The organism is Terrabacter carboxydivorans (genome assembly GCF_039532035.1).
In the GTDB taxonomy this organism is placed as follows: domain Bacteria; phylum Actinomycetota; class Actinomycetes; order Actinomycetales; family Dermatophilaceae; genus Terrabacter; species Terrabacter carboxydivorans.
Window position 1 is genome coordinate 43,899 of sequence record NZ_BAAARE010000012.1, and the last position, 25,104, is coordinate 69,002.

At 71.1% G+C, this 25,104-nt stretch carries 26 protein-coding genes; 8 read left to right on the forward strand and 18 right to left on the reverse strand.

The features are described 5' to 3' along the window. Positions 1-130: 130 nt before the first annotated feature. Entirely contained in the window at positions 131-943 is an 813-nt protein-coding gene (locus tag ABD297_RS14270; RefSeq protein ID WP_344255634.1) for a polysaccharide deacetylase family protein, read from the forward strand. Here ABD297_RS14270 and ABD297_RS14275 read toward each other — a convergent pair. Beyond that, positions 874-1,524 carry a DUF998 domain-containing protein gene (locus ABD297_RS14275; protein ID WP_344255636.1) on the reverse strand — a complete coding sequence of 217 codons (651 nt, stop codon included), beginning with the start codon at positions 1,522-1,524 and terminating at the stop codon, positions 874-876. The two genes, ABD297_RS14270 and ABD297_RS14275, sit on opposite strands and share 70 nt — an antisense overlap. A gap of 285 nt (positions 1,525-1,809) precedes the next feature. On the opposite strand from ABD297_RS14275, the gene ccrA reads away from it, so the two are divergent. Beyond that, positions 1,810-3,150, forward strand: a complete 1,341-nt coding sequence (gene ccrA / locus ABD297_RS14280; RefSeq protein WP_344255638.1) for a crotonyl-CoA carboxylase/reductase — start codon at positions 1,810-1,812, stop codon at positions 3,148-3,150. A 68-nt stretch (positions 3,151-3,218) separates the two neighbouring features. Here ccrA and ABD297_RS14285 read toward each other — a convergent pair whose 3' ends face one another. After that, on the reverse strand, positions 3,219-3,650 hold the full coding sequence (locus tag ABD297_RS14285; RefSeq protein WP_344255640.1) for an SRPBCC family protein: 432 nt from the start codon (positions 3,648-3,650) through the stop codon (positions 3,219-3,221). 186 nt (positions 3,651-3,836) lie between these two features. Between ABD297_RS14285 and ABD297_RS14290 the strand changes: the two genes are divergently transcribed. Both ABD297_RS14290 and ABD297_RS14295 read left to right on the forward strand, forming a co-directional pair. Continuing rightward, positions 3,837-5,225: an AI-2E family transporter gene (locus ABD297_RS14290; RefSeq protein ID WP_344255642.1), complete on the forward strand. Its 1,389-nt coding sequence runs from the start codon at positions 3,837-3,839 to the stop codon at positions 5,223-5,225. Positions 5,226-5,299: 74 nt separating this feature from the next. Then, positions 5,300-5,839 (forward strand): DinB family protein, encoded by a 540-nt coding sequence (locus ABD297_RS14295; RefSeq protein WP_344255825.1) that lies wholly within the window; start codon positions 5,300-5,302, stop codon positions 5,837-5,839. Here ABD297_RS14295 and ABD297_RS14300 read toward each other — a convergent pair. Next, the gene (locus ABD297_RS14300) at positions 5,836-6,777 is read right to left on the reverse strand and encodes an NAD(P)-dependent oxidoreductase (RefSeq protein ID WP_344255644.1); all 942 of its coding nucleotides are present in this window, start codon (positions 6,775-6,777) and stop codon (positions 5,836-5,838) included. The two genes, ABD297_RS14295 and ABD297_RS14300, sit on opposite strands and share 4 nt — an antisense overlap. Before the next feature lie 115 nt (positions 6,778-6,892). Between ABD297_RS14300 and ABD297_RS14305 the strand changes: the two genes are divergently transcribed. Continuing rightward, positions 6,893-7,468: an LmrA/YxaF family transcription factor gene (locus ABD297_RS14305; RefSeq protein ID WP_344255646.1), complete on the forward strand. Its 576-nt coding sequence runs from the start codon at positions 6,893-6,895 to the stop codon at positions 7,466-7,468. Between the two features lie 12 nt (positions 7,469-7,480). Here the strand turns inward: ABD297_RS14305 and ABD297_RS14310 are convergent, their stop codons facing one another. Then, complete coding sequence (locus ABD297_RS14310) at positions 7,481-7,789, reverse strand: hypothetical protein (protein ID WP_344255648.1); 309 nt, start codon at positions 7,787-7,789, stop codon at positions 7,481-7,483. Positions 7,790-7,805: 16 nt separating this feature from the next. Continuing rightward, entirely contained in the window at positions 7,806-9,584 is a 1,779-nt protein-coding gene (locus tag ABD297_RS14315; protein ID WP_344255650.1) for a 3-hydroxyacyl-CoA dehydrogenase family protein, read from the reverse strand. 85 nt (positions 9,585-9,669) lie between these two features. On the opposite strand from ABD297_RS14315, the gene nucS reads away from it, so the two are divergent. Continuing rightward, complete coding sequence (nucS, locus tag ABD297_RS14320) at positions 9,670-10,365, forward strand: endonuclease NucS (protein ID WP_344255652.1); 696 nt, start codon at positions 9,670-9,672, stop codon at positions 10,363-10,365. A gap of 64 nt (positions 10,366-10,429) precedes the next feature. On the opposite strand, the gene ABD297_RS14325 is transcribed toward nucS, so the two are convergent. The 5 genes from ABD297_RS14325 to murA all read right to left on the reverse strand — a co-directional run bounded on the left by ABD297_RS14325 (position 10,430) and on the right by murA (position 15,504). Continuing rightward, positions 10,430-11,110 (reverse strand): DNA alkylation repair protein, encoded by a 681-nt coding sequence (locus tag ABD297_RS14325; protein ID WP_344255654.1) that lies wholly within the window; start codon positions 11,108-11,110, stop codon positions 10,430-10,432. Between the two features lie 26 nt (positions 11,111-11,136). Continuing rightward, on the reverse strand, positions 11,137-11,484 hold the full coding sequence (locus tag ABD297_RS14330; RefSeq protein WP_344255656.1) for a hypothetical protein: 348 nt from the start codon (positions 11,482-11,484) through the stop codon (positions 11,137-11,139). A gap of 20 nt (positions 11,485-11,504) precedes the next feature. Continuing rightward, a complete protein-coding gene (locus ABD297_RS14335) occupies positions 11,505-13,523 on the reverse strand; it encodes a protein meaA (RefSeq protein WP_344255826.1) in 2,019 nt (672 codons plus the stop codon). Between the two features lie 103 nt (positions 13,524-13,626). Then, positions 13,627-13,995 carry an STAS domain-containing protein gene (locus ABD297_RS14340; RefSeq protein WP_344255658.1) on the reverse strand — a complete coding sequence of 123 codons (369 nt, stop codon included), beginning with the start codon at positions 13,993-13,995 and terminating at the stop codon, positions 13,627-13,629. A 222-nt stretch (positions 13,996-14,217) separates the two neighbouring features. Beyond that, positions 14,218-15,504 (reverse strand): UDP-N-acetylglucosamine 1-carboxyvinyltransferase, encoded by a 1,287-nt coding sequence (gene murA, locus ABD297_RS14345; RefSeq protein WP_344255660.1) that lies wholly within the window; start codon positions 15,502-15,504, stop codon positions 14,218-14,220. Positions 15,505-15,570: 66 nt separating this feature from the next. Between murA and ABD297_RS14350 the strand changes: the two genes are divergently transcribed. Next, a complete protein-coding gene (locus ABD297_RS14350; RefSeq protein ID WP_344255662.1) occupies positions 15,571-16,215 on the forward strand; it encodes a cob(I)yrinic acid a,c-diamide adenosyltransferase in 645 nt (214 codons plus the stop codon). 154 nt (positions 16,216-16,369) lie between these two features. Here ABD297_RS14350 and ABD297_RS14355 read toward each other — a convergent pair whose 3' ends face one another. Both ABD297_RS14355 and ABD297_RS14360 read right to left on the reverse strand, forming a co-directional pair. Continuing rightward, positions 16,370-16,807: a DUF2550 domain-containing protein gene (locus tag ABD297_RS14355; protein WP_344255664.1), complete on the reverse strand. Its 438-nt coding sequence runs from the start codon at positions 16,805-16,807 to the stop codon at positions 16,370-16,372. Between the two features lie 8 nt (positions 16,808-16,815). Continuing rightward, the gene (locus ABD297_RS14360) at positions 16,816-17,091 is read right to left on the reverse strand and encodes a F0F1 ATP synthase subunit epsilon (protein WP_344255666.1); all 276 of its coding nucleotides are present in this window, start codon (positions 17,089-17,091) and stop codon (positions 16,816-16,818) included. 118 nt (positions 17,092-17,209) lie between these two features. Here ABD297_RS14360 and ABD297_RS14365 point away from each other — a divergent pair, with 118 nt between their 5' ends. After that, the gene (locus ABD297_RS14365) at positions 17,210-17,647 is read left to right on the forward strand and encodes a DUF6918 family protein (RefSeq protein ID WP_344255668.1); all 438 of its coding nucleotides are present in this window, start codon (positions 17,210-17,212) and stop codon (positions 17,645-17,647) included. A gap of 106 nt (positions 17,648-17,753) precedes the next feature. On the opposite strand, the gene ABD297_RS14370 is transcribed toward ABD297_RS14365, so the two are convergent. The 6 genes from ABD297_RS14370 to ABD297_RS14395 all read right to left on the reverse strand — a co-directional run bounded on the left by ABD297_RS14370 (position 17,754) and on the right by ABD297_RS14395 (position 25,082). Further along, positions 17,754-19,262, reverse strand: a complete 1,509-nt coding sequence (locus ABD297_RS14370) for an NAD(P)/FAD-dependent oxidoreductase (protein ID WP_344255670.1) — start codon at positions 19,260-19,262, stop codon at positions 17,754-17,756. Positions 19,263-19,437: 175 nt separating this feature from the next. Then, on the reverse strand, positions 19,438-20,898 hold the full coding sequence (gene atpD / locus ABD297_RS14375) for a F0F1 ATP synthase subunit beta (RefSeq protein WP_344255672.1): 1,461 nt from the start codon (positions 20,896-20,898) through the stop codon (positions 19,438-19,440). Positions 20,899-20,925: 27 nt separating this feature from the next. Further along, complete coding sequence (locus tag ABD297_RS14380) at positions 20,926-21,864, reverse strand: F0F1 ATP synthase subunit gamma (protein WP_344255674.1); 939 nt, start codon at positions 21,862-21,864, stop codon at positions 20,926-20,928. Positions 21,865-21,969: 105 nt separating this feature from the next. Next, entirely contained in the window at positions 21,970-23,601 is a 1,632-nt protein-coding gene (atpA, locus tag ABD297_RS14385) for a F0F1 ATP synthase subunit alpha (RefSeq protein ID WP_344255676.1), read from the reverse strand. A 69-nt stretch (positions 23,602-23,670) separates the two neighbouring features. Continuing rightward, positions 23,671-24,483: a F0F1 ATP synthase subunit delta gene (locus ABD297_RS14390; RefSeq protein ID WP_344255678.1), complete on the reverse strand. Its 813-nt coding sequence runs from the start codon at positions 24,481-24,483 to the stop codon at positions 23,671-23,673. Beyond that, positions 24,483-25,082: a F0F1 ATP synthase subunit B gene (locus ABD297_RS14395; RefSeq protein ID WP_344255680.1), complete on the reverse strand. Its 600-nt coding sequence runs from the start codon at positions 25,080-25,082 to the stop codon at positions 24,483-24,485. The genes ABD297_RS14390 and ABD297_RS14395 overlap by 1 nt, the downstream gene beginning before the upstream one ends. Positions 25,083-25,104: the final 22 nt, after the last annotated feature.

The window sequence follows — 25,104 nt, forward strand, 5'->3', positions numbered from 1 at the left end:
GACCTGCCCGTCGACCTGCCGTCGACCACCGTCGACCCGCACGTCGACCGGGCGCCCAGTGTGGCACGCGCGGGACCGGCACACCCGGGGATCAGGCCGGCGCACGACGGCCCCCGTAGCATCGGCTGCCATGGAGGTGACACGGCGACAGGCCCTGACCGGTGCGGCCGGTGCGGCTGTCGGGGCGGCGGGCGCGGTCGGTGCCGTGCGCCTCAAGGACCACCTCGACGAGTCGACGCCCCTGCCCTTCTACGGCAGCCCCGTCAGTGCCGTGCGGCCCGACCGCTCGCCGCCGTCCGCCGCGAGCGCCTCCGTCGTGTGGGGTGGCGACCGCGACCGGCGCCACGTCGCGCTGACCTTCGACGACGGGCCGCACCCCGACTGGACGCCGCGCGTGCTCGCGGCGCTCGCGGCCGAGGACGTGCCCGCCACCTTCTTCTGCCTCGGCCGCAACGTGCGCGACCACGGCGAGCTCCACCGCGACAGCGTCGGGCGCCACGAGCTGGCCAACCACACCTTCGAGCACCCGGACCTCGGCCGCTTCGACTGGTCCCGCTGCCGTGACGAGATCGACCGGACGAGCCGGCTCATGGAGCAGACCTACGGCGTAGTCCCGACGCTCTTCCGCCCGCCCTACGGCCACGTGGGAGGGGCGACGCTGCTCGCGGCCGCCGAGGCGGGGCTCACCACGGTCCTGTGGTCGGCCCAGGCGCGCGAGGACCTCGTGGCCGGCCGGCCCGACGGCATCGTCGACGACATCGCGTCGCAGGTGCGGCCCGGCTCGATCGTGCTCGCGCACGACACCGGGTCCCCCGACCGGCTCGTCACCATCGAGCGCCTGCCCGCGATCATCCGCCGGCTCCGTGACGACAGCTACACCTTCGTCACGGTCTCCGCCCTGCTGGCCGCCAGCGCGAGCGCCACGACCGCGAGCCACGGGTAGGCGGGCCACAGGGCGAGACGCTCCAGGCCGCCGACCCAACTCGACGCCCCGAGCCGCAGGCCGAACCCGACGGCGGCCACGAGGGTGAGCGCGCCGACCGCCAGACCGGACAGGCTCACGGCCGGCGGCACGACGGCCGCCCTTCGCAGCGCCTCGGCGGTGACGAGGACGGCGAGCGGCTGCAGGACGAAGACGGGCAGGGCCGCCACCACGTGCCACGACGGCTGCTGGTCGACGGGCACGAGCCCAACCGCGGCGGCCGCGAGGCCCGAGACGACCCAGAGCACCGCCGCCGCCCACGCCCACGCGCCCCGGCCGATCCGGGGCCGGAGCAGCACGGCACCGGCCGCTCGCAGCAGCCCGAAGACGACGAACGCGGTGTCCATCCCCACGTGCCACGGCGAGCAGACGTCGACGGGTGATCCGCCGTGCCCGGGCCCGCACGTGAGCATCCCGAGCGCGCTGATCGTGTCGTCCCTCAGGGAGTAGGCGGCCGAGGCACCGGCCGCGACGAGCAGCTCGACGAGCACGTAGGTGGGCTGCACCGACCAGCACCCGAGACCCGCAGTCGTCCGTCGCACGCGCCGACCGTACCCGCTCGACGGGCTCGTCCGACCGGACCCACGGACCTCCACCAGCACGGCCGCGAGCCCGTGGCCACGTGGCGCGACCACACGGCATACGACCTCGTGACGGTCCGTCGGACCACCTGCCCGGCCGCGGCCACGGCTCGTGACCCAGGTCACCTGTGGTGGCCGTCTCAGAAGGGGCTACCCGCGGGTCACGTCTCGCTACGTTCGGGGACACACCGCACTGGTTCGACACTGTCTCGACCCACCAATGACGCTGCGACGTAAGGACCTTCAATGCAGGCCATCCGCGACGCCATCCTCTCCGGCGACCGCACCCAGGAGACCTACGCGAACATCGAGATCCCCGCGACCTATCGCGGGGCCACCGTCCACAAGGACGAGGTCGGCATGTTCGAGGGGCTCGCCACGCGCGACAAGGACCCCCGGAAGTCCCTTCACATCGACGAGGTACCCGTCCCCGAGCTCGCGCCGGGCGAGGCCCTCGTCGCGGTGATGGCGAGCGCCATCAACTACAACACCGTGTGGACCTCGATCTTCGAGCCCGTCTCGACCTTCGGCTTCCTCGAGCGCTACGGCCGGATGTCGGAGTTCTCCAAGCGGCACGACCTGCCCTACCACGTGGTCGGTTCCGACCTCGCCGGCGTCATCCTGCGCACCGGCCCCGGAGTCACCAAGTGGAAGCCGGGCACCGAGGTCGTCGCGCACTGCCTCTCCGTCGAGCTCGAGGACGCCGAGGGCCACAACGACACGATGCTCGACCCGCAGCAGCGCATCTGGGGCTTCGAGACCAACTTCGGCGGGCTCGCCGAGCTGGCGGTCGTCAAGGCCAACCAGCTGATGCCCAAGCCCGGCCACCTGACCTGGGAGGAGGCCGCCTCGCCCGGCCTCGTCAACAGCACGGCCTACCGCCAGCTCGTCTCCAAGAACGGCGCCGCGATGAAGCTCGGTGACCGGGTCCTCATCTGGGGCGCCTCCGGTGGCCTCGGCTCCTACGCCACCCAGATGGCCCTCGCCGGCGGAGCCACGCCGATCTGTGTCGTCTCCTCCCCCGAGAAGGCCGAGATCTGCCGCGCCATGGGCGCCGAGCTCATCATCGACCGCAACGCCGAGGGCTACCGGTTCTGGAACGACGAGGGCACCGAGCAGAACCCGCGCGAGTGGCAGAGACTCGGCAAGAAGATCCGCGAGCTCACCGGCGGCTACGACGTCGACATCGTCTTCGAGCACCCGGGCCGGGAGACCTTCGGCGCCAGCGTCTACGTCGCGCGCAAGGGCGGCACCATCGTTACGTGCGCCTCGACCTCGGGCTACATGCACGAGTACGACAACCGCTACCTCTGGATGAACCTCAAGCGCATCGTCAGCTCGCACTTCGCCAACTACCGCGAGGCGTGGGAGGCCAACGAGCTGATCAACCGCGGACTCATCCACCCGACGCTGAGCAAGACCTACACCCTCGACGAGGTCGGCCAGGCCGCGCTCGACGTCCACCGCAACGCCCACCAGGGCAAGGTCGGCGTGCTGACGCTCGCCCCCGAGCCGGGCCTCGGGGTGACCGACCCCGAGAAGCGGGCGGCCTTCGAGTCGGCGATCAACCGGTTCGCCGACCAGTAGCCCGATCCACCCGTCACGACGAAGGGCCGGTCCACCGTCACGGTGGACCGGCCCTTCGTCGCGCGGGCTCAGCGGGCGTCGAGCACGCGCGTCAGCTGCTCCTCGGTGTCGTTCGCGAGCTTCTCGAAGACGAGCTTCATGGCGGGCGCCGCGAGGTTGGCCAGGCCGTGCATGTCGAGGTCGGCGTGGTAGGTGATCTCGCTGCCGTCACCGGACGGCTGCACCGTGATGGTGTCGGTGGAGGTCGCGCTGTCGTTGCGCCCCGCGAGCACGACCCGCGAGTCGGTCAGCTCGGTCAGCTCGTAGTCGAGCTCGGTCGTCACACCGGCGATCTTGGAGACGTTGTGCCACCTCGAGCCGACCACGACGGGGCCCTCGCCGACGCGCGTGCAGGACTCGGTGCCGGGGTCCCACTCCTCGGCGTTCGAGAAGTCTTTGAGGTAGTCGATGACGGCGGCCGGGGCGGGCCGGACGGTGAAGCTGCGGGTGACGCTGGGCATGGGTGCTCCTCGTGGTGCTCGGGTGCGTGGCCGCGCCTCTCACGGGCGCCGCCCTGTCCTCGTTCACGTGGTGCGTACCCGTATGCCGTGTCCGTCCGGTCACGCTGCGTGTGGTCACGCGTCCGCGGGCTGACACGCCACGGCCACCCCGGGCCCGTGGGCAACCCCTGCCGTAGGCTCGCTGGCGTGAGCATCTGGGGACGGTGGACGCGGTACCGCCGTGCCCAGCGCGCCCGGATGGACGAGTTCCGGGCCCGCGACCTCGGCTTCGACACCGCGACCGCAGAGGCTGGGCAGTCCACCGGGGGCCGTGAGGCTCAGCCCCCGCCGCCACCAGCCGGCCCCGAGCCCGGCGTCCTGGCCGCCGCGCTCCCTCTCGACACGAGCGACGCGGGCGCCCGGCAGGAGCCGCGCCGGCCCCCGACCGGGCCGACACCCGCGGAGACCGCGGAGACCGCGGAGACCGTCGAGACCGCCGGCGGCAGGCCCGGCAAGGGCAAGGTCGGCCGCAAGGACTTCGGCCAGAGCGGCACGCCGTTCAACCGGCAGTCGCCCTTCTACATCGGCTTCGTGGGCGCCATCGGGGTGCTCACGGCATACGCCGTCGTGCAGGCGGTCGGCCGGCTCGGCACCGTCATCACGCTGCTCGTCATCTCGCTCTTCCTGACGCTCGCGCTCAACCCGCTCGTCGAGGCGCTGACCCGGCGCAGCGTGCGCCGCGGCTGGGCCGTGACGATCGTCTTCCTCGGCGTGCTCGCCGTCTTCACCCTCGTCGGGTGGGTCGTCATCCCGCCCGTCGCCCAGCAGGGCAGCGAGCTCGCGACGAACGCCCCGCGGATGTTCGACAACCTGCTGGCCAACCCGTGGGTGCAGGACGTCGACCACCGCTACCAGCTCGTCCAGCGCATCCAGCAGGAGGTCAACAAGCGCGTCGCCGACGGCAACCTGTGGGCGGGGGTCTTCGGGGGCGTCCTCGACGCCGGCAAGCTCATCGCCACGGGCGTCTTCAGCGGCCTGACGGTGCTCGTCCTCACCCTCTACTTCCTCGCCTCGCTGCCGGCCGTCAAGCAGGCCGCCTACGCCCTGGTGCCGGCCAGCCGGCGCCCGCGCACCGTCTCGCTCGCCGAGGAGGTCATGCGCCGCGTGGGGTCGTATGCCATCGGCCAGGTGGCCGTCGCCGCCATCAACGCGTTCTTCGCCTGGATCATGATGAGCCTCATCGGCCTGCAGTTCGCCGCCGTGCTCGCGGTGGCCGTGGGCTTCCTCGGCCTGGTGCCGATGGTCGGGGCGACCCTCGGCGCCTCGGTCGTCGCGATCGTCGCGTTCTTCGACGAGCCGAAGAAGGCGCTCATCGTCATCATCTACTTCATCGTCTACCAGCAGATCGAGAACTACGCCGTCATGCCGCGCATCATGCAGCGGACGGTGGCCGTGCCCGGCGCCGTGACGGTCGTCGCCGCCCTCGCCGGTGGTGCGCTGCTCGGCATCCTCGGGGCGCTGCTCGCGATCCCCTTCGCGGCGGGCGCGCTGCTGCTCTACGAGGAGGTCCTCGTGCCGCGCCAGCGCCGGCACTAGGCAGCGTGCCGCCGCGCACGGGCGGATTCCCGTGGCCCCCGGGCCCGCTGCCGTGGCAGGCTCATCCCATGTCGATGCCGCCGACGACCCCGCCCTCGCCCGCTCCTGCGGCGTTTCCCCCCACGTTCGCGGAGGACGTCGTCGACCGGCCTGCGCGGGTGCAGCTCGAGGCCTTCGTCGACGAGCACCGGGCGGCCCTGCGGGAGTCGCTCGAGGGGCTGGACGAGGCCGAGGCCCGGCGCTCTCTCGTGCCCTCGGCGACGACCCTGCTCGGCCTGGTCAAGCACGCGACCTTCGTCGAGAAGGTGTGGTTCGACGAGGCGGTGAGCTGCCGGTCACGAGCCGAGATCGGCATCCCGGCCACCCCGGACGAGTCGTTCGTGCTCGACGACACCGACACCGTGGCCACCGTGTCGCAGGCGCACCGCGAGGCGTGCGAGGCCTCCCGTGCTGCAACGGCCGGGCTGGGGCTCGACGACCTCCTCCAGGGCAACCGGCGGGGCCCGCTGCCGCTTCGCTGGGTCTACCTCCACGTGCTGCGCGAGCTCGCCCAGCACTGCGGGCACGCCGACATCCTGCGCGAGCAGGTGCTCGCGGCCCGGCCCGACCACTAGCGCGACCCGGCACCGGGTCGTCGTCCGCTGCCCTGGCGCACCGGGTCCGACCGCGGTGCAACGGCGATCCCGTCCCGCTGCTCCAGGGCGGTCACGACGGCGACCATGTCGAGGGCGCCTGCACCGGAGTCCTCCGCTGCCCCGAAGAGCTCTCGCGTCACGTCGAGCAGCGGGCTCGCCGCCCCGACCGACCGGGCCGCGTCGGCCACGAGCCGGGTGTTGGTGTGGACGTCCCGGACGGCGGCCTGCGCGTCGAAGTCCCGCTCGAGCAGCTTGGCGAGCTTCAGGGTCGAGACGGCGCTCGCCATCGGCCCGGAGTCCAGGACCTGCTGGAAGGCGACCAGGTCGAGGTCCAGGGCACCTGCGAGGTGGTATGCCTCCGCGAGTCCCGCGACCATCGTGCAGAGGTAGAGGTTGACGGCGAGCTTGGTGCCGAGGCCTGCCGGCACGGGTCCGCAGCGCACCACCGTCCGGCACATCCCCCGCAGGAGCGGCAGCACCGGCTCGACCGCGTCCTCGACGCCTGCGACGAGGCCCACGAGCTCACCCCGCTCCGCAGGCACCCGGGACCCCGAGACGGGCGCCTCGACGTAGCGGCCACCGGCGGCCACGACGTCCTGCTCCAGGCCTGCCGAGAACGTCGGCGAGGTGGTACCGAGAGCGACGACGGTGCGGCCGCGCACCATGGCATCGAGCTCGGGCGTCCCGCGCCGCAGCACCGAGTCCACGGCAGCCTCGTCGGCCAGCATCAGCAGCACCACGTCGCACTCGGCGAACACGGCTGCCGGCGAGCCGAGGACCCGCGCGCCCTGCCACCCGAGGCGTGCCGCAGCCTCGGGCGACCGGTTCCACACGGACAGTTCGGTCCCCGCCCGAAGGAGATTCGCGGCCATGGGGGCTCCCATGATGCCGAGGCCGATGAAGCCGACTCGTCCCATGACCCGCTCCTCGCTCTGCCGAGAACGACTATGACGACTGTCATAGTCGTTGTTGGATCATGACACATGTCATAGTTCAGGGACAGCCCATCGACGCACTGCCAGGAGGCCCCTGATGCCAGGACCGGTCGGACACCGCGAGCGCCTCGTCTACGAGACGGCGCAGCAGCTGCGACGCGCGGGCGTCACCGCCACGGGGCTGCGTCAGGTCGTCGCCGAGGCAGGGGCACCTCGCGGCTCGCTCCAGCACTACTTCCCGGGCGGCAAGGACCAGCTCGTCGCCGAGGCGCTCGAGTGGTCCGGCTCGTGGGCCGCCGAGCGGGTCGTGCAGCACCTCTCGGGCCTGCGCCGCCCCTCCCCCAGCCGGCTCTTCACGGCCATGGTCGAGGACTGGGCGGCGGAGCTGCGCGCCCGGGACTTCGAGCGCGGGTGCCCGGTGGCCGGCGCCGTCGTCGACTGCGCCGACACCAACCCGGCCGTCCGAGAGGCGGCCTCGGCGGCCCTCGAGACGTGGCGCCGGCCGATCACCGAGGCGCTCGTGACGATGGGCCGCACCCGTCGACGCGCCGAGACCCTCTCGACCCTCATGCTGTGCGCGCTCGAGGGGGCCATCGTCCTCGCCCGCGCGCAGCGCGACACCGCTCCGCTGCGCCTCGTCGCCCGCGAGCTCGGACCGGTCCTCGACGCCTGAGGCGGCGCCGCCTCAGCGGTAGGAGTTGCCCGGCGGCCGGGCGTCGCGGCGCTGCCAGCAGCCCGTGTGCCAGTGGCGCCGGTCGCCGAGGCCGCCCACGCCCTCCGCCGGCCACACGACGACGTGCGGCACCCCCGGCGGGATGTCCTGCTGGCAGCCCGGGCACAGGTAGTCGCGCGTGGCGGTCGCCCCGCTCACGGAGCGCACCATCCAGCGCGTACCGGCATACGACTCCTCACGCGTGGTGCCGCCCTGGATCCGCGTCACGTCCAGCGGCACGTGCTCGCGCGCGTGCTTGCTGGGACGACGACGCGAGGGCATGCACCCAGCGTAGGTGTCAGGCGTAGGTGCGGAAGCCCCGCCCCGTCTTGCGCCCGAGGTAGCCCGCGGTCACGAGGTGCTCGAGCAACGGCGCCGGCGCGTAGCCCCGCTCGCGGAACTCGAGGTAGAGCTCGCGCTCGATGGCCAGCGACACGTCCAGGCCGACGACGTCGAGCAGCTCGAACGGCCCCATCGGCAGGCCACAGCCGGTCTTCATCGCGGTGTCGATGTCGTCGGCCGTCGAGTAGTTGGCCTCGAGCATCTTCACGGCGTCGTTGAGGTAGGGGAAGAGCAGGGCGTTGACGATGAAGCCGGCGCGGTCGCCGCACGTGACGGCGTGCTTGCCGACCGTCGCGCAGAGGGCCTGCACGGTGGCCACGACGTCGTCGGCCGTCGAGACCGTGCGCACGACCTCGACGAGCTTCATGACCTGGGCGGGGTTGAAGAAGTGCATGCCGATGACGTCCTGCGGGCGCTTGGTCGCGGCCGCGCACTCGACGACGGGCAGCGAGCTCGTCGTCGTGGCGAGGATGGCGCCGGGGCGGCAGATCTCGTCGAGGTTCTCGAAGAGCGCGCGCTTGACGGACAGGTCCTCGACGACCGCCTCGACGACGAGGTCGACCTGGGCGAGGTCCTCGAGACGGGTCGTGCCGCGCACGTGCCCGAGGGCGGCGTCGCGCTCCTGCTCGCTGGCCTTGCCGCGCTGGACGGCCTTCTCGAGGCTCTTGGCGAGAGCGGCGCGCACCGCCTCGACCTTGGCCTCGCTGCGGGCGACGAAGGTGACGTCGAGGCCGGCCTTGGCGAAGACCTCGACCATTCCGGTCGCCATCGTGCCGGAGCCGACGACGCCGACGGTCCGGACCGGGCGCGTGCCCGCGGCCGAGCCGTCGACGGCCCGGGGCGTCAGGGAGTCGTCGACGACGGCCGAGCTGCCCGGCGCGGCGTAGGTGTAGAAGCCGCGACCGCTCTTGCGGCCCTTGAGCCCGGCGCTGACCATCTGCTTGATGATCGGGCTGGGGGCGTGGAGCCTGTCGCGACCCTGCTTGTACATCGTGTCGAGGATCTCGTAGGCGGTGTCGAGCCCGATGAGGTCCATGAGCGCGAGCGGACCCATGGGATAGCCGCACCCGAGCTTCATCGCGGCGTCGATGTCCTCGCGCGTCGCGTACTTGCTCTCGAACATCGCGACCGCGTGGTTGAGGTAGCCGAAGAGCAGCGCGTTGGCGATGAAGCCGGCCTTGTCGCCGACGATGACGGGCTTCTTGCCGAGCCGCTCGGCGAGCGCCTTGACCTCCTCGAAGATCTCGTCGCTCGTGATGACGGTCTTGATGACCTCGACGAACTGCAGCACCGGCGCGGGGTTGAAGAAGTGCATGCCGACGACCCGCTTGGGGTTGATCGTGGCGACGGCGATCTCGGTGACCGGGAGCGAGCTCGTGTTGGTCGCGAGGATCGCGTCGTCGGAGACGATCGCGTCGAGCTTGGCGAAGATGTCCTTCTTGAGGTCGAGGTGCTCGGGCACGGCCTCGACGACGAGCTGGCACTCCTTGAGGTCGGCCATGTCGCTCGTGAACTGCACGCGGCCGTGGAGCGCGGCCTGGTCCTCGCTCGTCAGCTTGCCGCGGGCGACGGCGCGGTCGGTCGAGTGCTGCAGGACTCCCCTGCCCTTCTCGACCGCCTCGTCGGTGACCTCGACCGCGACGACGTCGATGCCGTTGCGGGCGAAGACCTCCACGATGCCGGCACCCATGGTGCCGAGTCCGATGACGCCGACCTTGGTGAACTCACGAGCCATGGGCGAGAGTCTCGCAGAGGGGCCGCCCCGGCCACACCCGTCCGGGGCGTGACGCTTCCCACGCACCCTCCCTTAGGGTGGTCCGGTGCGTCTCGTCATAGCCCGGTGCAGCGTCGACTACGACGGCCGTCTCACCGCCCACCTCCCGCTCGCGACCCGGCTGCTCGTCGTCAAGGCCGACGGCTCGGTCCTCGTCCACAGCGACGGCGGCTCCTACAAGCCGCTCAACTGGATGTCGCCCCCCTGCACCATGGCCGAGGTCGACCCCGACGAGGGCCAGTCCGGCGAGGGCGTCGTCGCGGTCTGGCGCGTGCAGCACGCCAAGAGCGAGGACCGCCTGACCGTGCTCATCCACGAGGTCCTGCACGACTCGGACCACGAGCTCGGCGTCGACCCCGGCCTCGTCAAGGACGGCGTCGAGGCGCACCTGCAGAGGCTGTTAGCCGAGCACATCCACACCCTCGGCCACGGCTGGTCCCTCGTGCGCCGCGAGTACATGACGGCCATCGGACCCGTCGACATCCTCGCGAAGGACTCTGCCGGCACGAGCGTCGCGGTCGAGATCAAGCGTCGCGGCGAGATCGACGGCGTCGAGCAGCTGACCCGCTACCTCGAGCTGATGAACCGCGACCCGCACCTCGCGCCCGTCACCGGCGTCTTCGCCGCGCAGCAGATCAAGCCGCAGGCGCGCACGCTCGCCGAGGACCGCGGCATCCGGTGCGTCGTGCTCGACTACGACGCCCTCAAGGGCATCGACGACGCGGAGTCGCGCCTCTTCTGACCGGCCGCGAGAACGATGGCGTATGCCGGCCGGCCCGGTCACGTCGCCGTCGCCGCCGTACGGCTCAGTGCCCGGGCGGGCCCTGGACCCAGCGCGAGCGGACCTCGGGCGGCAGCTTCTCGACGGCCAGGCGGACCGCCGGTCGCGACATGTCGGCCACGTGCTGGTCGAGGAACGCGAGGAGTCGGTCCCGGTCCCGCTCTCCGGCGTGCTTGAGGAAGATGCCGACAGGCTTGTGCACCAACGGATCCCGGTCAGGTGCCAGCTGCCCGGCGAGCTCCCAGCCGACCTCGACGTCCGGGGTGTCTAGCAGTCCCAGCGGTGCCGTCATGGCCGTCCGTCGACGCAGCGGCTCGCCCGAGCCGGCAAGGTCACGCAGGACCTGCTTGTCGCGGCCGACCAGCCACAGCCCGATGACTCGAGGGGCCGCACGATCGACCATGTCCCACGTCGTGATGCGGTGGTGGTGGGCGAGGTAGGTGCGTGCGAGCGTGCCTCGCCCGTGGCCGTCGATGCGCTTGCGGCGTGCCTTGAAGTCGAGGATGCACAGGGCCGCCAGCCGCGGCTCGTAGGCCGGGTGGGCGAGCAGCTGCTCGACCTCCGAGAGCGGGAGCCGCGTGTGCCGTCTCGCGATGGCGAAGAGCGTGCCCATCCGCACCCCGATGGCCTCCTCGTGCGGGTCGAGCCGCCGTCGCACCGAGGCGAGGGCCTCGTCGTCTCGCTCCGCCTCGAGCTCGGCGACCACCGCGGCGGCCGAGGTCGGCGCGGGACTCAGGACAGTCCCTCGAGCGGCACTCGTGTGGCGCCGTCGGCGTCGACGAGCAGCAGCACCGGCTCGGCGGCGTCGCCACCTCGCACGACGACGACGGTCTCGCCCCGGTGCCGGTCGACGAGCTCCTCGAGACCCGACGAGCCGTCGTGCAGGTCACCGTGGCCGAGGTGCGAGGGGACCCCCAGGTCGTCGGCCAGGGACTCGACCGGACCCGTGTCGGGGACGTCGTCGGCGGCATACACCGCCTGGACCTTCTCGAGGTGCACGGCCGACGCGAGCCACGCGACGTCCGCGAGCCCGGGCGGGTTGACGACGATGACGCGCGCGGCGCACTGCAGGTCGCTCATACCTGCGACGCTACGCCAGCTCAGGCGGGCGCGGACTCGAGCGGCGCGAGCCCGCGTGCGGCACGGATCACACCGACCATCTCGCCCATGATGTCGTTGAGCCCGAAGTCCTTCGGCGTGAAGACCATGGCCACCCCGGCGGCCCGCAGCGCCGCGGCGTCGGACTCGGGGATGATGCCGCCGACGATGACCGGCACGTCGCCGGCGCCCGCGTCGCGCAGCCCCCGCAGCACCTCCGGGACCAGCTCCATGTGCGACCCGCTGAGGATCGAGATCCCGACGAGGTGGACGTCCTCGGCCACGGCTGCGGCGACGATCTGCTCCGGGGTGAGGCGGATGCCCTGGTAGACCACCTCGAACCCGGCGTCGCGGGCCCGGACGGCCACCTGCTCGGCGCCGTTGCTGTGGCCGTCGAGGCCGGGCTTGCCGACGAGGATGCGCAGCTTCTCGCCCAGCTCCTCGCCGGTGCGGGCGACGAGCTCGCGCACGTGCGACAGCGCGTCCCCGGGCTCGCTCGAGCCGACCCCGACCGAGCCGGACACGCCTGTGGGAGCGCGGTACTCACCGAACTGCTCACGCAGGGCCGCGGTCCACTCCCCCGTGGTGACGCCGGCACGGGCGCACTCGAGCGAGGCCGGCATGAGGTTGGCGCCGGAGGCCGCGTCGGCGCGCAGCCGCTCCAGCGCGTCGTCGGCCCGGGCCCGGCGCTCGGGGTCCGCGTCCCGCGTCTCCCGCCAGGCGCGCACCGCCTCGGAGGCGTGCCGCTCGACGTCAGCGTCGACGGTCTGGATCGCGGTGTCCAGGTCGGCCGTCAGCGGGTTGGGCTCGGTCGTCTCGAAGCGGTTGAGTCCGACGATGACGGCGTCACCCGCCTCGATGCGGCGACGGCGTTCGGCGTGCGAGGCGACGAGCGCCGACTTCATGTAGCCCGACTCGACGGCGGCGACGGCGCCGCCCATCTCCTCGATGCGTCCCATCTCCGCCCTGGCCCCGGAGACGAGCGCGGCGACCTTGGCCTCGACGACGACGGACCCGGTGAAGAGGTCGTCGTACTCGAGCAGGTCGGACTCGTAGGCGAGGACCTGCTGCATGCGCAGGCTCCACTGCTGGTCCCACGGCCGCGGCAGGCCGAGCGCCTCGTTCCACGCCGGCAGCTGCACCGCGCGGGCCCGGGCGTCCTTGGAGAGCGTGACGCCGAGCATCTCGAGGACGATGCGCTGGACGTTGTTCTCGGGCTGCGCCTCGGTCAGGCCGAGACTGTTGACCTGCACGCCGTAGCGGAAGCGCCGCGCCTTGGCGTCGGTGACGCCGTAGCGGTCCCGGGTCAGCTCGTCCCACAGCTGCACGAAGGCGCGCATCTTGCACATCTCCTCGACGAAGCGGACGCCCGCGTTGACGAAGAAGGAGATGCGGGCCACCACGCTGGCGAACTCGTCGGCCGGCACCTGGCCCGAGTCGCGCACCGCGTCGAGCACCGCCACCGCGGTCGACATGGCGTAGGCGATCTCCTGCACGGGCGTGGCCCCGGCCTCCTGCAGGTGGTAGCTGCAGATGTTGATGGGGTTCCACTTCGGGATCTCTCGCACCGTGTAGGCGACGAGGTCGGTGATGAGCCGCAGCGACGGACCAGGCGGGAAGACGTAGGTCCCCCGTGAGAGGTACTCCTTGATGATGTCGTTCTGCGTGGTCCCCGCCAGGGCGTGCACCCACTCGGCCGGGTCCTCCCCGGCGGCCTCGGCCTGCTGCTCGGCCGCGACCTGGTAGAGCGCCAGCAGCCACATGGCCGTCGCGTTGATCGTCATCGAGGTGTTCATCTCGCGCAGCGGGATGTCGGCGAAGAGCGCCGCCATGTCTCCGATGTGGCTGATCGGGACGCCGACCTTGCCGACCTCGCCCCGGGAGAGCACGTGGTCCGGGTCGTAGCCGGTCTGGGTCGGCAGGTCGAAGGCGACCGAGAGGCCCGTCTGCCCCTTCGCGAGGTTGCGCCGGTAGAGCGCGTTGCTCGCAGCGGCACTCGAGTGGCCGGCATACGTGCGCATCACCCACGGACGGTCGGGCGTCACCCGGGCGTGCGGGGACTGGGTGCTCTCCGTCGAAGACATGGCTCGACGGTAGCGGCGGCGTCCCGCCGTGGGCAGGCGCTCAGGCGGTGAGAGGCGCCACAGTCACGGCGTCCGACACCGGGTGGCGCGGGGCGAGGATGCGCTCGAGGCGACACCCCCGCAGCAGGCGCGTCGTGCGGTCGCTCGCGTCGACGAGCAGCAGGCGACGCTCCGCCCGGGTCGCCCGCCGGTGGAGGTGGACGATGACCCCGAGACCCGTCGCGTCGCCGATCTCCGCGCTGCCCAGGTGCAGCCGAAGCTCCCCGGGACCCTCGTTGATGACAGCGTGGATCGCGTCGCGAATGTCCGGAACCGTGTGGACGTCGAGACGACCCTCGATGATGACATCGTGGCCGTCGGGCGCGTCGAGCACTCGGACCGGTCCCCTGCGGTGGGTGTTCAGCGTCATGCAGACCCCTCTCAACGCTGTGCCGTCACCATGATGACGCGTCAGCCGACGAAAACGTTGCCCCTAGGAGTCAAGAAGTGGTCAAGAAATACGACCTCGGGGTGAACAACGTGTGGCGGCACCAGAACCTGGTCGGAGCACACCCGGCAAAGGGGACGATCCACCGCCGCCACCGCCGGACGCCATCGCCAGAGGTGGCGTCGAAGTGGGCGACGAAGTGGGCTAGTCGAAGGGGGGCTCGTCGTCGGGCTCGCGCGTGACGTCGGCCCCCATCGCCCGCAACGCCTCCTCGAAGCGCGGGTAGCCGCGGTCGATGTGGTGGACCCCGCTGACGAGGGTCTCGCCGTCCGCCACGAGGCCCGCGATCACGAGCGCCGCCCCCGAGCGGATGTCACTGCTCTCGACCGGGGCGCCGGAGAGGATCGGGACGCCGTGGGTCATGACGTGGTGGCCGTCGACCTGCGCGTCGGCACCGAGGCGCGCGAGCTCCTGGACGGTGCGGAAGCGGGCCTCGAAGAGGTTCTCGGTGACCATCGCCGAGCCCTCGGCGACGGCGTTGTAGGTCAGCGCGAAGGGCTGCAGGTCGGTCGGGAAGCCCGGGTAGGGCAGCGTCGCGACGTCGAAGGCACGGGGGCGCCGTCCGACGGCGGACACCCGGAAACCGCGCTCGGTGACCTCGACGAGGCAGCCCGCGGCCTCGAGCGCACCCAGGGGCGCGCGCAGGTGGTCGGCGACCCCACCGACCACCTCGATGTTGCCGCGGGTCGCCGCCGCGGCGAAGGCCCAGGTGCCGGCCGCGATGCGGTCGGAGACGACCGCGTGCTCGGTCGGGGCCAGCGCCTCGACGCCGTGCACGGTGATGCGGGACGTGCCGGCGCCCTCGAGCCGGGCCCCCATCGAGATGAGCATCTCGGCGATGTCGACGATCTCGGGCTCCTTGGCCACGTTGTCGATCGTCGTCGTGCCGCGGGCGAGCACCGCTGCGGTCAGGATGTTCTCGGTGGCTCCCACGCTGGGGAAGTCCAGCCGGATGTCCGCGCCCGTGAGCCCTCGCGGTGCGGTGGCGACGAGGTAGCCGTGGGTGACGTGGACCTCGGCGCCCAGCGCCTCGAGACCGGCAGCGTGCAGGTCGAGGCCGCGCGAGCCGATGGCGTCCCCGCCGGGGACCGCGACGTCGGCCTCCCCCACCCTCGCCACGAGCGGACCGAGCACCGAGATCGAGGCGCGCAGCGCCCGGACGAGCTCGTAGTCGGCGCGGTGGCCGATGCGTTCGGGGACGTCGAGCACGACCACCCCGGCCGCCGCGTCGTAGTCGACACCGACCCCGAGGCGCCGCAGCAGCTCAGCCATGATCGTGACGTCCGCGATGGCCGGGACGTTCGTCAGGGTCGTGCGTCCGACGGCGAGCAGAGCCACGGCCATGAGCTTGAGGGCGCTGTTCTTGGCGCCCACCACGGACACCTCGCCCACGAGGTGTGCGCCACCGACGACGCGAAATCGCTCTCTCACCCACCGAACCCTAGCGGGGACGTGGCCGCGCGCCGGACGCCGCGGGGTGGGTGAGAGAGTGGCCCCATGGTCAACCTGACGCGGATCTACACGCGCACCGGCGACGACGGCACGACGAGCCTCGGCGACTTCTCACGGGTCAGCAAGAACGACGCCCGGCTGCACGCCTACGCCGACTCGAACGAGGCCAACGCGGCCATCGGCATCGCGGTCGCGTGCGGGGGCCTCACCGACGAGGTGAAGGCCACCCTGCAGCGCGTGCAGAACGAGCTCTTCGACGTGGGCGCCGACCTGTCGACGCCGCTGCGCGAGCGCTACGACTACCCGCCCCTGCGCGTCGAGCAGCCGTGGGTCGACGACCTCGAGAAGGACTGCGACCACTACCTCGAGCAGGTCGAGAAGCTGCGCTCCTTCATCCTCCCCGGCGGCACGCCGGGCTCCGCCCACCTGCACCTCGCGACGACCATCGTGCGCCGGGCCGAGCGCTCCGCCTGGGCCGCCGTCGAGCAGCACGGCACCGAGCCGGCGGCCGAGGGCACCGACGCGCGCGGCGTCGGCGGAGTCAACGTGCTCACGGCGAAGTATCTCAACCGCCTCTCCGACCTGCTCTTCATCCTGGCCCGCGTCGCCAACAAGCCCATCGGCGGCGACGTGCTGTGGCAGCCCGGTGGCGGACGGGTGGAGAAGCCGGAGCGCACCAAGCGGCACTGACCCCGCGCGGGCGCGGATGCTGCGCAGCCTCCCCTGGACCCGGGATCCTGCCGCTGGTCGTACAGGAGGTCCCGCCTGGGCGCACCAGGTGATCGACCTCGCGGGCGGCCTGCCGGGGCCTGCCGTCGTCACTGCCGGCGTCAGGCGTCAGGCGTCACGCGACGTTGACGTTGTAGCCGGGGGGTGCAGCCTCCTGCCACGACCGCAGCGCGGTGTAGGCAGGGCCCTGCAGGGCCAGCTCGAAGTCGCTGTCGCCGTCGCTGCACGGCACCCGGCTCGCTCCCGGCAGGAGCGGGAGGGACTCGCTGCCCCGGAGCAGCTGGGGCACGTCGAGCAGCAGGCGCTGCCGCAGCCAGCGGTGCCGCGGCCGGACGGAGACGCCCCCGAGGGTGTACCACTCGAGGGCGTTGTCACCGAACCTGATGAGGCCCAGGCGCCAGCGGTCGGACGGGGACCGTCTCATGCCGCACAACGTCAGGGGCAGACCCTTGGCGATGTAGCGGCGGCGCAGGAAGGTCGTCGCGAGGACGACCACCGCGACCACCAGCAGCGTGCCGATCACGATCTCGGTCGAAACGAGAACGGTCGGCACGCGCGACCTCAGTTCGTCTGCAGAGACGAGGCGTCGACGTGCTCGGCGACGATCGTCACCACGTCGGAGTCGACCGAGAGGAACCCGCCGTCGACCGTCACGGTGCGACGCTCGCCCTCGAGGGACTCGATGGCCACCTCGCCCTCGACGAGGACACCGAGCAGAGGAGCGTGGCCCGGCAGGATGCCCAGCTCGCCCGAGATGGACCGAGCGCGTACGAACTTGGCCTCGCCCTCCCAGACCTTCCGGTCGGCGGCAACCATCTCTACCTTGAGCGAACTCACGTTTCCTCCGGATCGTGGGGGTGTGATCAGCAGTTTAGTGCCTCTGCGAGGATGCTCCGTACGCGAGGTGGCACAGGCCGCCCGCTCCGATCCCCGACCCTCCACAGGAGTCATCTTCATGAGCACCGCCGTGTCCGACGCCCTCCTCGAGCCCACCCGCCGTCCGGTGGCCGTCGCCACCCTCACCGACGTCATCGACGCCGAGGTCTCCGACAAGTCCGGCTTCGGCGGCACCGCCGTCAAGGCCGGCTACGCCGCGGCCAAGAAGCTCGGCGGCAACTTCGTCACGAGCGCCACCGACCGTCTGCTCCCCCAGTTCGCGGGCGCGCTCGACCCGTTCTGGGCCACCAAGGGCGAGCAGCCCTTCGGCGCCCACCTCGCGGCCCAGCCCGACGCGGCTGCCGACGCCCTGCTCGCGGTGACGGACGCCAAGGCGGCCAGCACGTCGCACACGTCCGCGGCGAAGGTCTACGGCTCGCTGCGCGGCAAGGCCAAGGAGCACGTCGTGGCCGCGCTCCCGCGCCTCGGTGCGGCCGTGGAGCGCCTCGTCCCCTGACGCAGCGCGACGTCTGGGACAGGCGTCACCGACGAGGTATGCCGCCGGGCCGGCTCCCCACGGAGCCGGCCCGGTCGTGCGTCCGTCAGCGGTTGCGCAGGCGGGCTCAGTCCACGCTCGAGGAGTCCGCTGCCGGCGCGGTGGCGGCCCGGTCCGTCGAGGCTGAGTGGGCAGTAGCCCCGGAGGAAGGAGCCGCCTCAGCAGGACTGGCATCACCGGATGCCTGGTCGGCAGGGGTGGCACCGGCGTGAGGGCGGTCCCCGTCGACGCGTGGCAGCTCGGGACTGAACTCGGACCCCAGGTCGGAGATGGCCTGCCTCGCAAAGACCTGCTGCTCGGTGACCACCCGCTCGGAGCGGCCGCGACCGATGAAGGTGACGACCCAGTGCAGCAGCGTCGTGATGCGGTGCTTGAAGCCGATGATGTAGACGAGGTGGACGGCCAGCCAGAGCACCCAGGCGAAGAAGCCGCTGAACTGCGCCTTGCCCACCGAGGCGACGGCCGAGAAACGCGAGATCGTCGCCATCGACCCCTTGTCGAAGTACTCGAACGGCCCCTTGGGCTCCCGGCCCGCGAGGCGACGGGTGATCTGCTCCGCCGCGTAGCGTCCGCCCTGGATCGCGACCTGGGCCACGCCGGGCAGGTTCTTCAGCGCCATCATGTCGCCGACGACGAAGACCTCCGGGTGACCGGGGAGGGTCAGGTCGTCGTTCACCTCGATGCGCCCGGCGCGGTCGAGGCCGGCGCCGGACTGCTCGGCGAGCTGGCGCCCGAGGGGTGAGGCGCTGACGCCCGCGGCCCAGACCTTGCAGACCGACTCGATGCGCTCGCGGCTGCCGTCACCGTGCTCGACCTCGATGCCGGTCGAGTCGACGTCGACGACCTTGGCGCCGAGCCGCACCTCGACACCCATCTCGGTGAGGCGCTTGACCGCACGGTCGCCGAGCTTCTCGCCGAACGAGCCCAGCACCGCCGGCGCGGCGTCGAGCAGGATGACCCGCGCCTTCGTGGGGTCGATGCGCCGGAAGTCGCGCTTGAGGGTGCGCCGGGCCAGCTCGGAGATCTGGCCCGCCATCTCGACACCGGTCGGGCCCGCACCCACGACGACGAACGTCATGAGCCGGTCGACCTCGGCCTGGGTGGAGGCGAGCTCGGCCAGCTCGAAGGATCCGAAGATGCGACCACGCAGCTCGAGGGCGTCGTCGATCGACTTCATGCCGGGCGCGTGGCGGGCGAACTGGTCGTTGCCGAACCACGACTGGCCCGCACCGGCGGCGACGATGAGCGAGTCGTAGGGCGTGACCGTCTCGCGGCCCACGGTCGAGTGGGTGACCGTGCGCGCGGCGAGGTCGATGTCCGTCACGTCGCCGAGGAGCACCTTGGCGTTGCGCTGCCGGTGCAGCACCTCACGCGTGGAGGGTGCGATCTCGCCCTCGGACAGGATGCCGGTCGCGACCTGGTAGAGCAGGGGCTGGAAGAGGTGGTGGGTCGTTCGCGCCACGAGCGTGACGTCGACGTCGGCCCCCTTCAGCTTCTGGGTGCTGAACAGGCCGCCGAACCCTGATCCGATGACCACGACCCGATGCCGCGCGGCGTGCTGGGTGGAGCTGCTCACGATTCTCCTCGTCCTGATGTCGGTACTGGCTCGTCGGCGCTGACGTCTTGTCCATCTGTGTCAACACTGTGCGGCGTACCCGCATGCCCGCAGGACGACGCGAGGCGGTCCGAAGACGAACGGGGAGGAGCCCAGTGGGCACCTCCCCGTCGTCGGGTGGGACGAACCGCTGAGATCAGAGGTTCTTCTGGATCTCGGCCCACTGACGCTCGACGTCGTCGAGGCCACCACACATGAAGAAGGCCTGCTCGGCGACGTGGTCGTACTCGCCGTCCGCGATCTTCGTGAACGCCTCGATCGTGTCCTTCAGCGGCACGGTCGAGCCCTCGATGCCGGTGAACTGCTTGGCGACGTAGGTGTTCTGCGACAGGAAGCGCTGGATGCGACGGGCACGGTTGACGAGGATCTTGTCCTCTTCGGAGAGCTCGTCGATACCGAGGATCGCGATGATGTCCTGCAGCTCCTTGTTGCGCTGCAGGATCGACCTGATGCGCACGGCCGTGCTGTAGTGGTCAGCCGCCACGTAGCGCGGGTCGAGGATTCGCGAGGTCGAGGACAGCGGGTCGACGGCCGGGTAGATACCCATCGACGCGATGTCACGCGAGAGCTCGGTCGTCGCGTCGAGGTGCGCGAACGTCGTGGCCGGGGCCGGGTCGGTGTAGTCGTCGGCCGGCACGTAGATCGCCTGCATCGAGGTGATCGAGTGACCACGGGTCGAGGTGATGCGCTCCTGGAGGGTGCCCATCTCGTCGGCCAGGGTGGGCTGGTAACCCACGGCGGACGGCATACGCCCGAGGAGGGTCGAGACCTCCGAGCCGGCCTGCGTGAAGCGGAAGATGTTGTCGATGAAGAGGAGCACGTCCTGCTTCTGGACGTCGCGGAAGTACTCCGCCATCGTCAGCGCCGACAGGGCGACACGAAGACGCGTGCCCGGCGGCTCGTCCATCTGGCCGAACACGAGGGCGGTCTGTCCGAGGACGCCCGCCTCCTCCATCTCGACCATGAGGTCGTTGCCCTCACGGGTGCGCTCACCGACACCGGCGAACACCGACACACCACCGTGGTCACGGGCGACACGGGCGATCATCTCCTGGATGAGCACCGTCTTGCCGACACCGGCACCACCGAAGAGGCCGATCTTGCCACCCTGGACGTACGGGGTCATGAGGTCGATGACCTTGATGCCCGTCTCGAACATCGTGGTCTTGGACTCGAGCTGGTCGAAGGCCGGGGCCTTGCGGTGGATCCCCCAGCGCTCCTTGACCTCGAGCCGCTCGCCCTCGGCGAGGTTCATGCACTCGCCCGTCGTGTTGAACACGTGCCCGAGCGTCACGTCGCCGACGGGGACCGTGATGGGGCCGCCGGTGTCCTGCACGGCCGAGCCGCGCACGAGGCCGTCGGTCGGCTGGAGCGAGATGGCGCGGACCATGTTGTCGCCGATGTGCTGGGCGACCTCGAGGTTGATGTTCTTGGTCTCACCGGCGAGGGTGACCTCGGTCGTGAGCAGGTTGTACTGCTCCGGCATGGCCTCGACGGGGAACTCCACGTCGACGACCGGGCCGATGATCCGGGAGATGCGTCCGACGCCGCCCGCGGGCGGGGCCGTCCACGTGGTGTCGCTGACAGTTGCAGTCATGGTGGTCTGCTTCCTTACCTGTGGGCGTTACTTCTGGGCGTCGGCGAGGGCGTTCGCGCCGCCCACGATTTCGCTGATCTCTTGGGTGATGCCGGCCTGACGGGCCTGGTTGGCGAGGCGCTGGTAGGTCTTGATCAGCTCCGTCGCGTTGTCGGTCGCCGACTTCATCGCGCGCTGGCGGGCAGCCAGCTCGGACGCTGCCGAGCTGAGCAGCGCCGTGAAGATGCGGTTGCGGACGTACTTCGGCAGGAGCAGGTCGAGGACCTCGGCCGCACCCGGCTCGAAGGAGTACTCCGGCGGGATCTGACCCTCTTCGTAGTGGTGCACGCTGAGGTCCAGGCCCTCGTCGTCCCGGGCCTCGTCGGCCTCGACGACCTCGAGGGGCAGCAGTCGCAGCACGTGCGGGTCCTGGCGGACCATCGAGCGGAAGCGGGTGAAGACGATGTGGATCTCGTCGTGGCCGCCCTCCTCGGTGGGCTTGAGGAAGTCGGCGGTGATGCGGTCGGCGATCTCCTTGGCGTTCTCGAACGTCGGCGCGTCGGAGAAGCCCGTCCACTCGGCGGCGTAGTCGCGCTTGCGGAACTTGTAGTAGCTCACGGCCTTGCGACCCACGAGGTAGGGCACGACCTCCTTGCCCTCGGCGGTCAGCTTGGAGACCAGCTCCGCGCTCTCCTTGATCGCCGCGACGGAGTAGGCACCGGCAAGTCCGCGGTCCGCCGTGATGATGACGACACCGGCCCGCTTGGCGGTCTCCTTCGCCGTCGTCAACGGGTGGTCCTCGTTCGTGTTGGTCGCCACCGCGGACACGGCGCGGGTCAGCGCAGTCGTGTACGGCATCGCCTCGGTGGCCCGCTGGCGGGCCTTGACGACGCGTGCGGCAGCGATCAGCTCCATCGCGTTGGTGATCTTCTTGATGGAGTTGACGGACTTGATGCGCTGGCGGTAGATCCGCATCTGCGCTCCCATGTGCTCCGCCTCTCTTGGTCTCTAAAAGTCTGTGGTTGCCGGCAGGGTGGGCTCACGCCCGCTCCCGTGCGCCGCCGGCTGGGCCGGACGGCACACGGGAGGTGGTCACTTCTGCTTGACGATCTGCGCCTGGGTGATCTGGTCGTCGGCGATCTCGTCGAACTCCTCGTTGCCGGCCTGCAGGCCGTCGCGGCCGGTGCCCCGGAAGGTGAACTTGACCTCGTCGACGACCTTCGAGAGGGCCGTCTCGGTGTCGTCGTCGAGCTTGAGGGTCTCGCGGATCGTCTGGAGGATCTTGCCGTCGCGACGCAGCGCCTCGAGCAGCTCGGACTCGAAGTTCCGCACGTCCTCGACGGCGATGTCGTCGAGCTTGCCGGTCGTGCCGGTCCAGATCGAGACGACCTGCTCCTCGACGGGGTACGGCGAGCTCTGCGGCTGCTTGAGCAGCTCGACGAGGCGCGCGCCACGGGCGAGCTGGGCCCGTGAGGCCGGGTCGAGGTCGGAGGCGAACATGGCGAACGCCTCCATGGCGCGGAACTGCGCGAGGTCGAGCTTGAGTCGACCGGCGACCGACTTCATCGCCTTGATCTGCGCGGCACCACCGACTCGGGAGACCGAGACACCCACGTCGATGGCCGGACGCACGTTGGCGTTGAACAGGTCGGCCTGCAGGTAGATCTGGCCGTCCGTGATCGAGATGACGTTGGTCGGGATGTACGCCGAGACGTCGCCCGCCTTGGTCTCGATGATCGGCAGACCGGTCATCGAGCCGTGGCCGAGGTCGTCGGAGAGCTTGGCGCAACGCTCGAGCAGCCGCGAGTGCAGGTAGAAGACGTCACCCGGGTAGGCCTCGCGGCCCGGCGGACGGCGCAGCAGCAGCGACACGGCGCGGTAGGCCTCGGCCTGCTTGCTCAGGTCGTCGAAGACGATGAGGACGTGCTTGCCCTGGTACATCCAGTGCTGGCCGATGGCCGAGCCGGTGTAGGGGGCGAGGTACTTGAAGCCGGCCGAGTCGGACGCGGGGGCCGCGACGATCGTGGTGTACTCCAGGGCGCCGGCCTCTTCGAGCGTGCCGCGGACCGACGCGATGGTCGAGCCCTTCTGGCCGATGGCGACGTAGATGCAGCGGACCTGGGCGTCGGGGTCGCCGGACTCCCAGTTGCGCTTCTGGTTGATGATCGTGTCGATCGCGACCGTGGTCTTGCCGGTCTGGCGGTCGCCGATGATGAGCTGGCGCTGGCCGCGGCCGATGGGCGTCATGGCGTCGATCGACTTGATGCCGGTCTGGAGCGGCTCGTGCACCGACTTGCGCTGGACGACGTTGGGCGCCTGCAGCTCGAGGGCGCGACGCTCGTCGGACCTGATGTCGCCGAGACCGTCGATCGGGTTGCCGAGCGGGTCCACGACGCGGCCGAGGAAGTCGTCACCGACCGGGACGGAGAGGACCTCGCCCGTGCGCTTGACGGTCTGGCCCTCCTCGATGCCGGCGAAGTCACCGAGGACGACGACACCGATCTCGTGGACGTCGAGGTTCAGGGCGAGGCCGAGCGTGCCGTCCTCGAACTGGAGCAGCTCGTTGGTCATGGCCGAGGGAAGACCCTCGACGTGAGCGATGCCGTCACCGGCGTCGGTGACGCGGCCGACCTCTTCGCGGGAGGCAGCGCCGGGCTCGTAGGACTGGACGAACGAATCCAGAGCGTCCCGGATCTCCTCCGGACGGATCGAAAGCTCCGTCATGTCAGATCTTCTCCTCGGTCTCGACCCGCAGGACGGGCCAATGGTTGTTCACAGCTGGTGGTGGGTGCCTCAGGCACCCATGGCCCGGCGGGCCGCATCGAGCTTGCGGATGACGGTGCCGTCGATGAGCTCGTCACCGATCTCGACCCTGATCCCGCCCATGACCCGCGGGTCGACGACGGTGTTGACGTGGACGGTGCCGCCGTAGATGGCAGCCAGGCCCGCCGCGAGGCGGCCCCGGTCCTCGTCGGTGAGCGGGACGGCCGAGGTGACGGTGGCCGTCTGCTGCTCGCGGCGGCGCGAGGCCGTCTCGAGGTAGTGCTCGACGACCCGGTCGAACCGACGCCCGCGGGGGGCGACGACCGCCTGGCGGGCCAGCACGTGGGTCTCCGGGGCGACCTTGTCGCGCAGGAGCGACGACACGAGGTCGGCGCGCCGGTCGGCCGGTGCCTGGGAGTCGGTCAGCGCCGCACGCAGGGCCGGGTCGGCCGCGACGATGCGCTCGAAGCGGAAGAGCTCGTCCTCGACCCGGTCGGCACGGTCGCCCGCCTCGGCCGAGGCGATGACGGACTCGACGGCATACCCCTCGACCGCGTCGGTGAGGTCACGCTCGGAGCTCCAGCGCTGCCCGAAGGCGCCCTTGAGCACGACGAGCGCCTCGGCGCTGACCTTGCCCGCGAACAGGCGCTCGGCGAGCTGCGCCTTGTCGGCACCGTCCCGCGAGGGGTCGGCCACGGCGCGGCGCAGGGTCGCGCTGCCGTCGATGACGCCGACGACCGCGAAGAGCTCCTCGGCCAACCGCGAGCGGTCGGCACCGGCAGCGAGGACGCCGGTGAACGCCTCGCGGCTCGCCGCCGCTGCTGCGCGTGAGGGTCCCTGCATCAGGCGTCTCCGCCCTGGCTGCCGGCGGCGCCGCCGACCTTCTCGCGCACGACGTCGCCCGACTCGAGCTCGGCGAGGAAACGCTCGACGATGCCCTTTTGGCGGGTCTCCTCGTGGAGGGACTCCCCGACGATCCGGCTCGCGAGGTCGGTCGAGATGCGGCCCACGTCGCTGCGGAGCGAGACGACCGCCTGCTGGCGCTCGGCCTCGATCTGCTTGTGTGCCGTCTCGGTGATCCGCGACGCCTCGGAGGCGGCGTGCTCGCGCATCTCGGCGATGATCTGCGCGCCCTGGGCCTTGGCGTCCTCACGGATGCGCGCGGCCTCGGAGCGAGCCTCGACGAGCTGAGCCTGGTACTGCTCGAGCGCGGCCTGGGCCTGGGCCTGGGCCTCCTCCGCCTTGTTCATGCCGCCCTCGATGGCAGCCGTGCGCTCGGCGTAGATCTGCTCAAGGCGCGGCACGACCTTCTTGGACACCACGACGTAGAGGATCGCGAAGCACACCAGGCCGAAGAAGAACTCCAGCGGGTGCGGGATGATCGGTGCCGCGGTGGCCCAGAAGCCCTCGCCGCCTTCGGCGGTCACGGTCACTGCTTGCATGAGCTTCTCCTAGAGAGAAAAG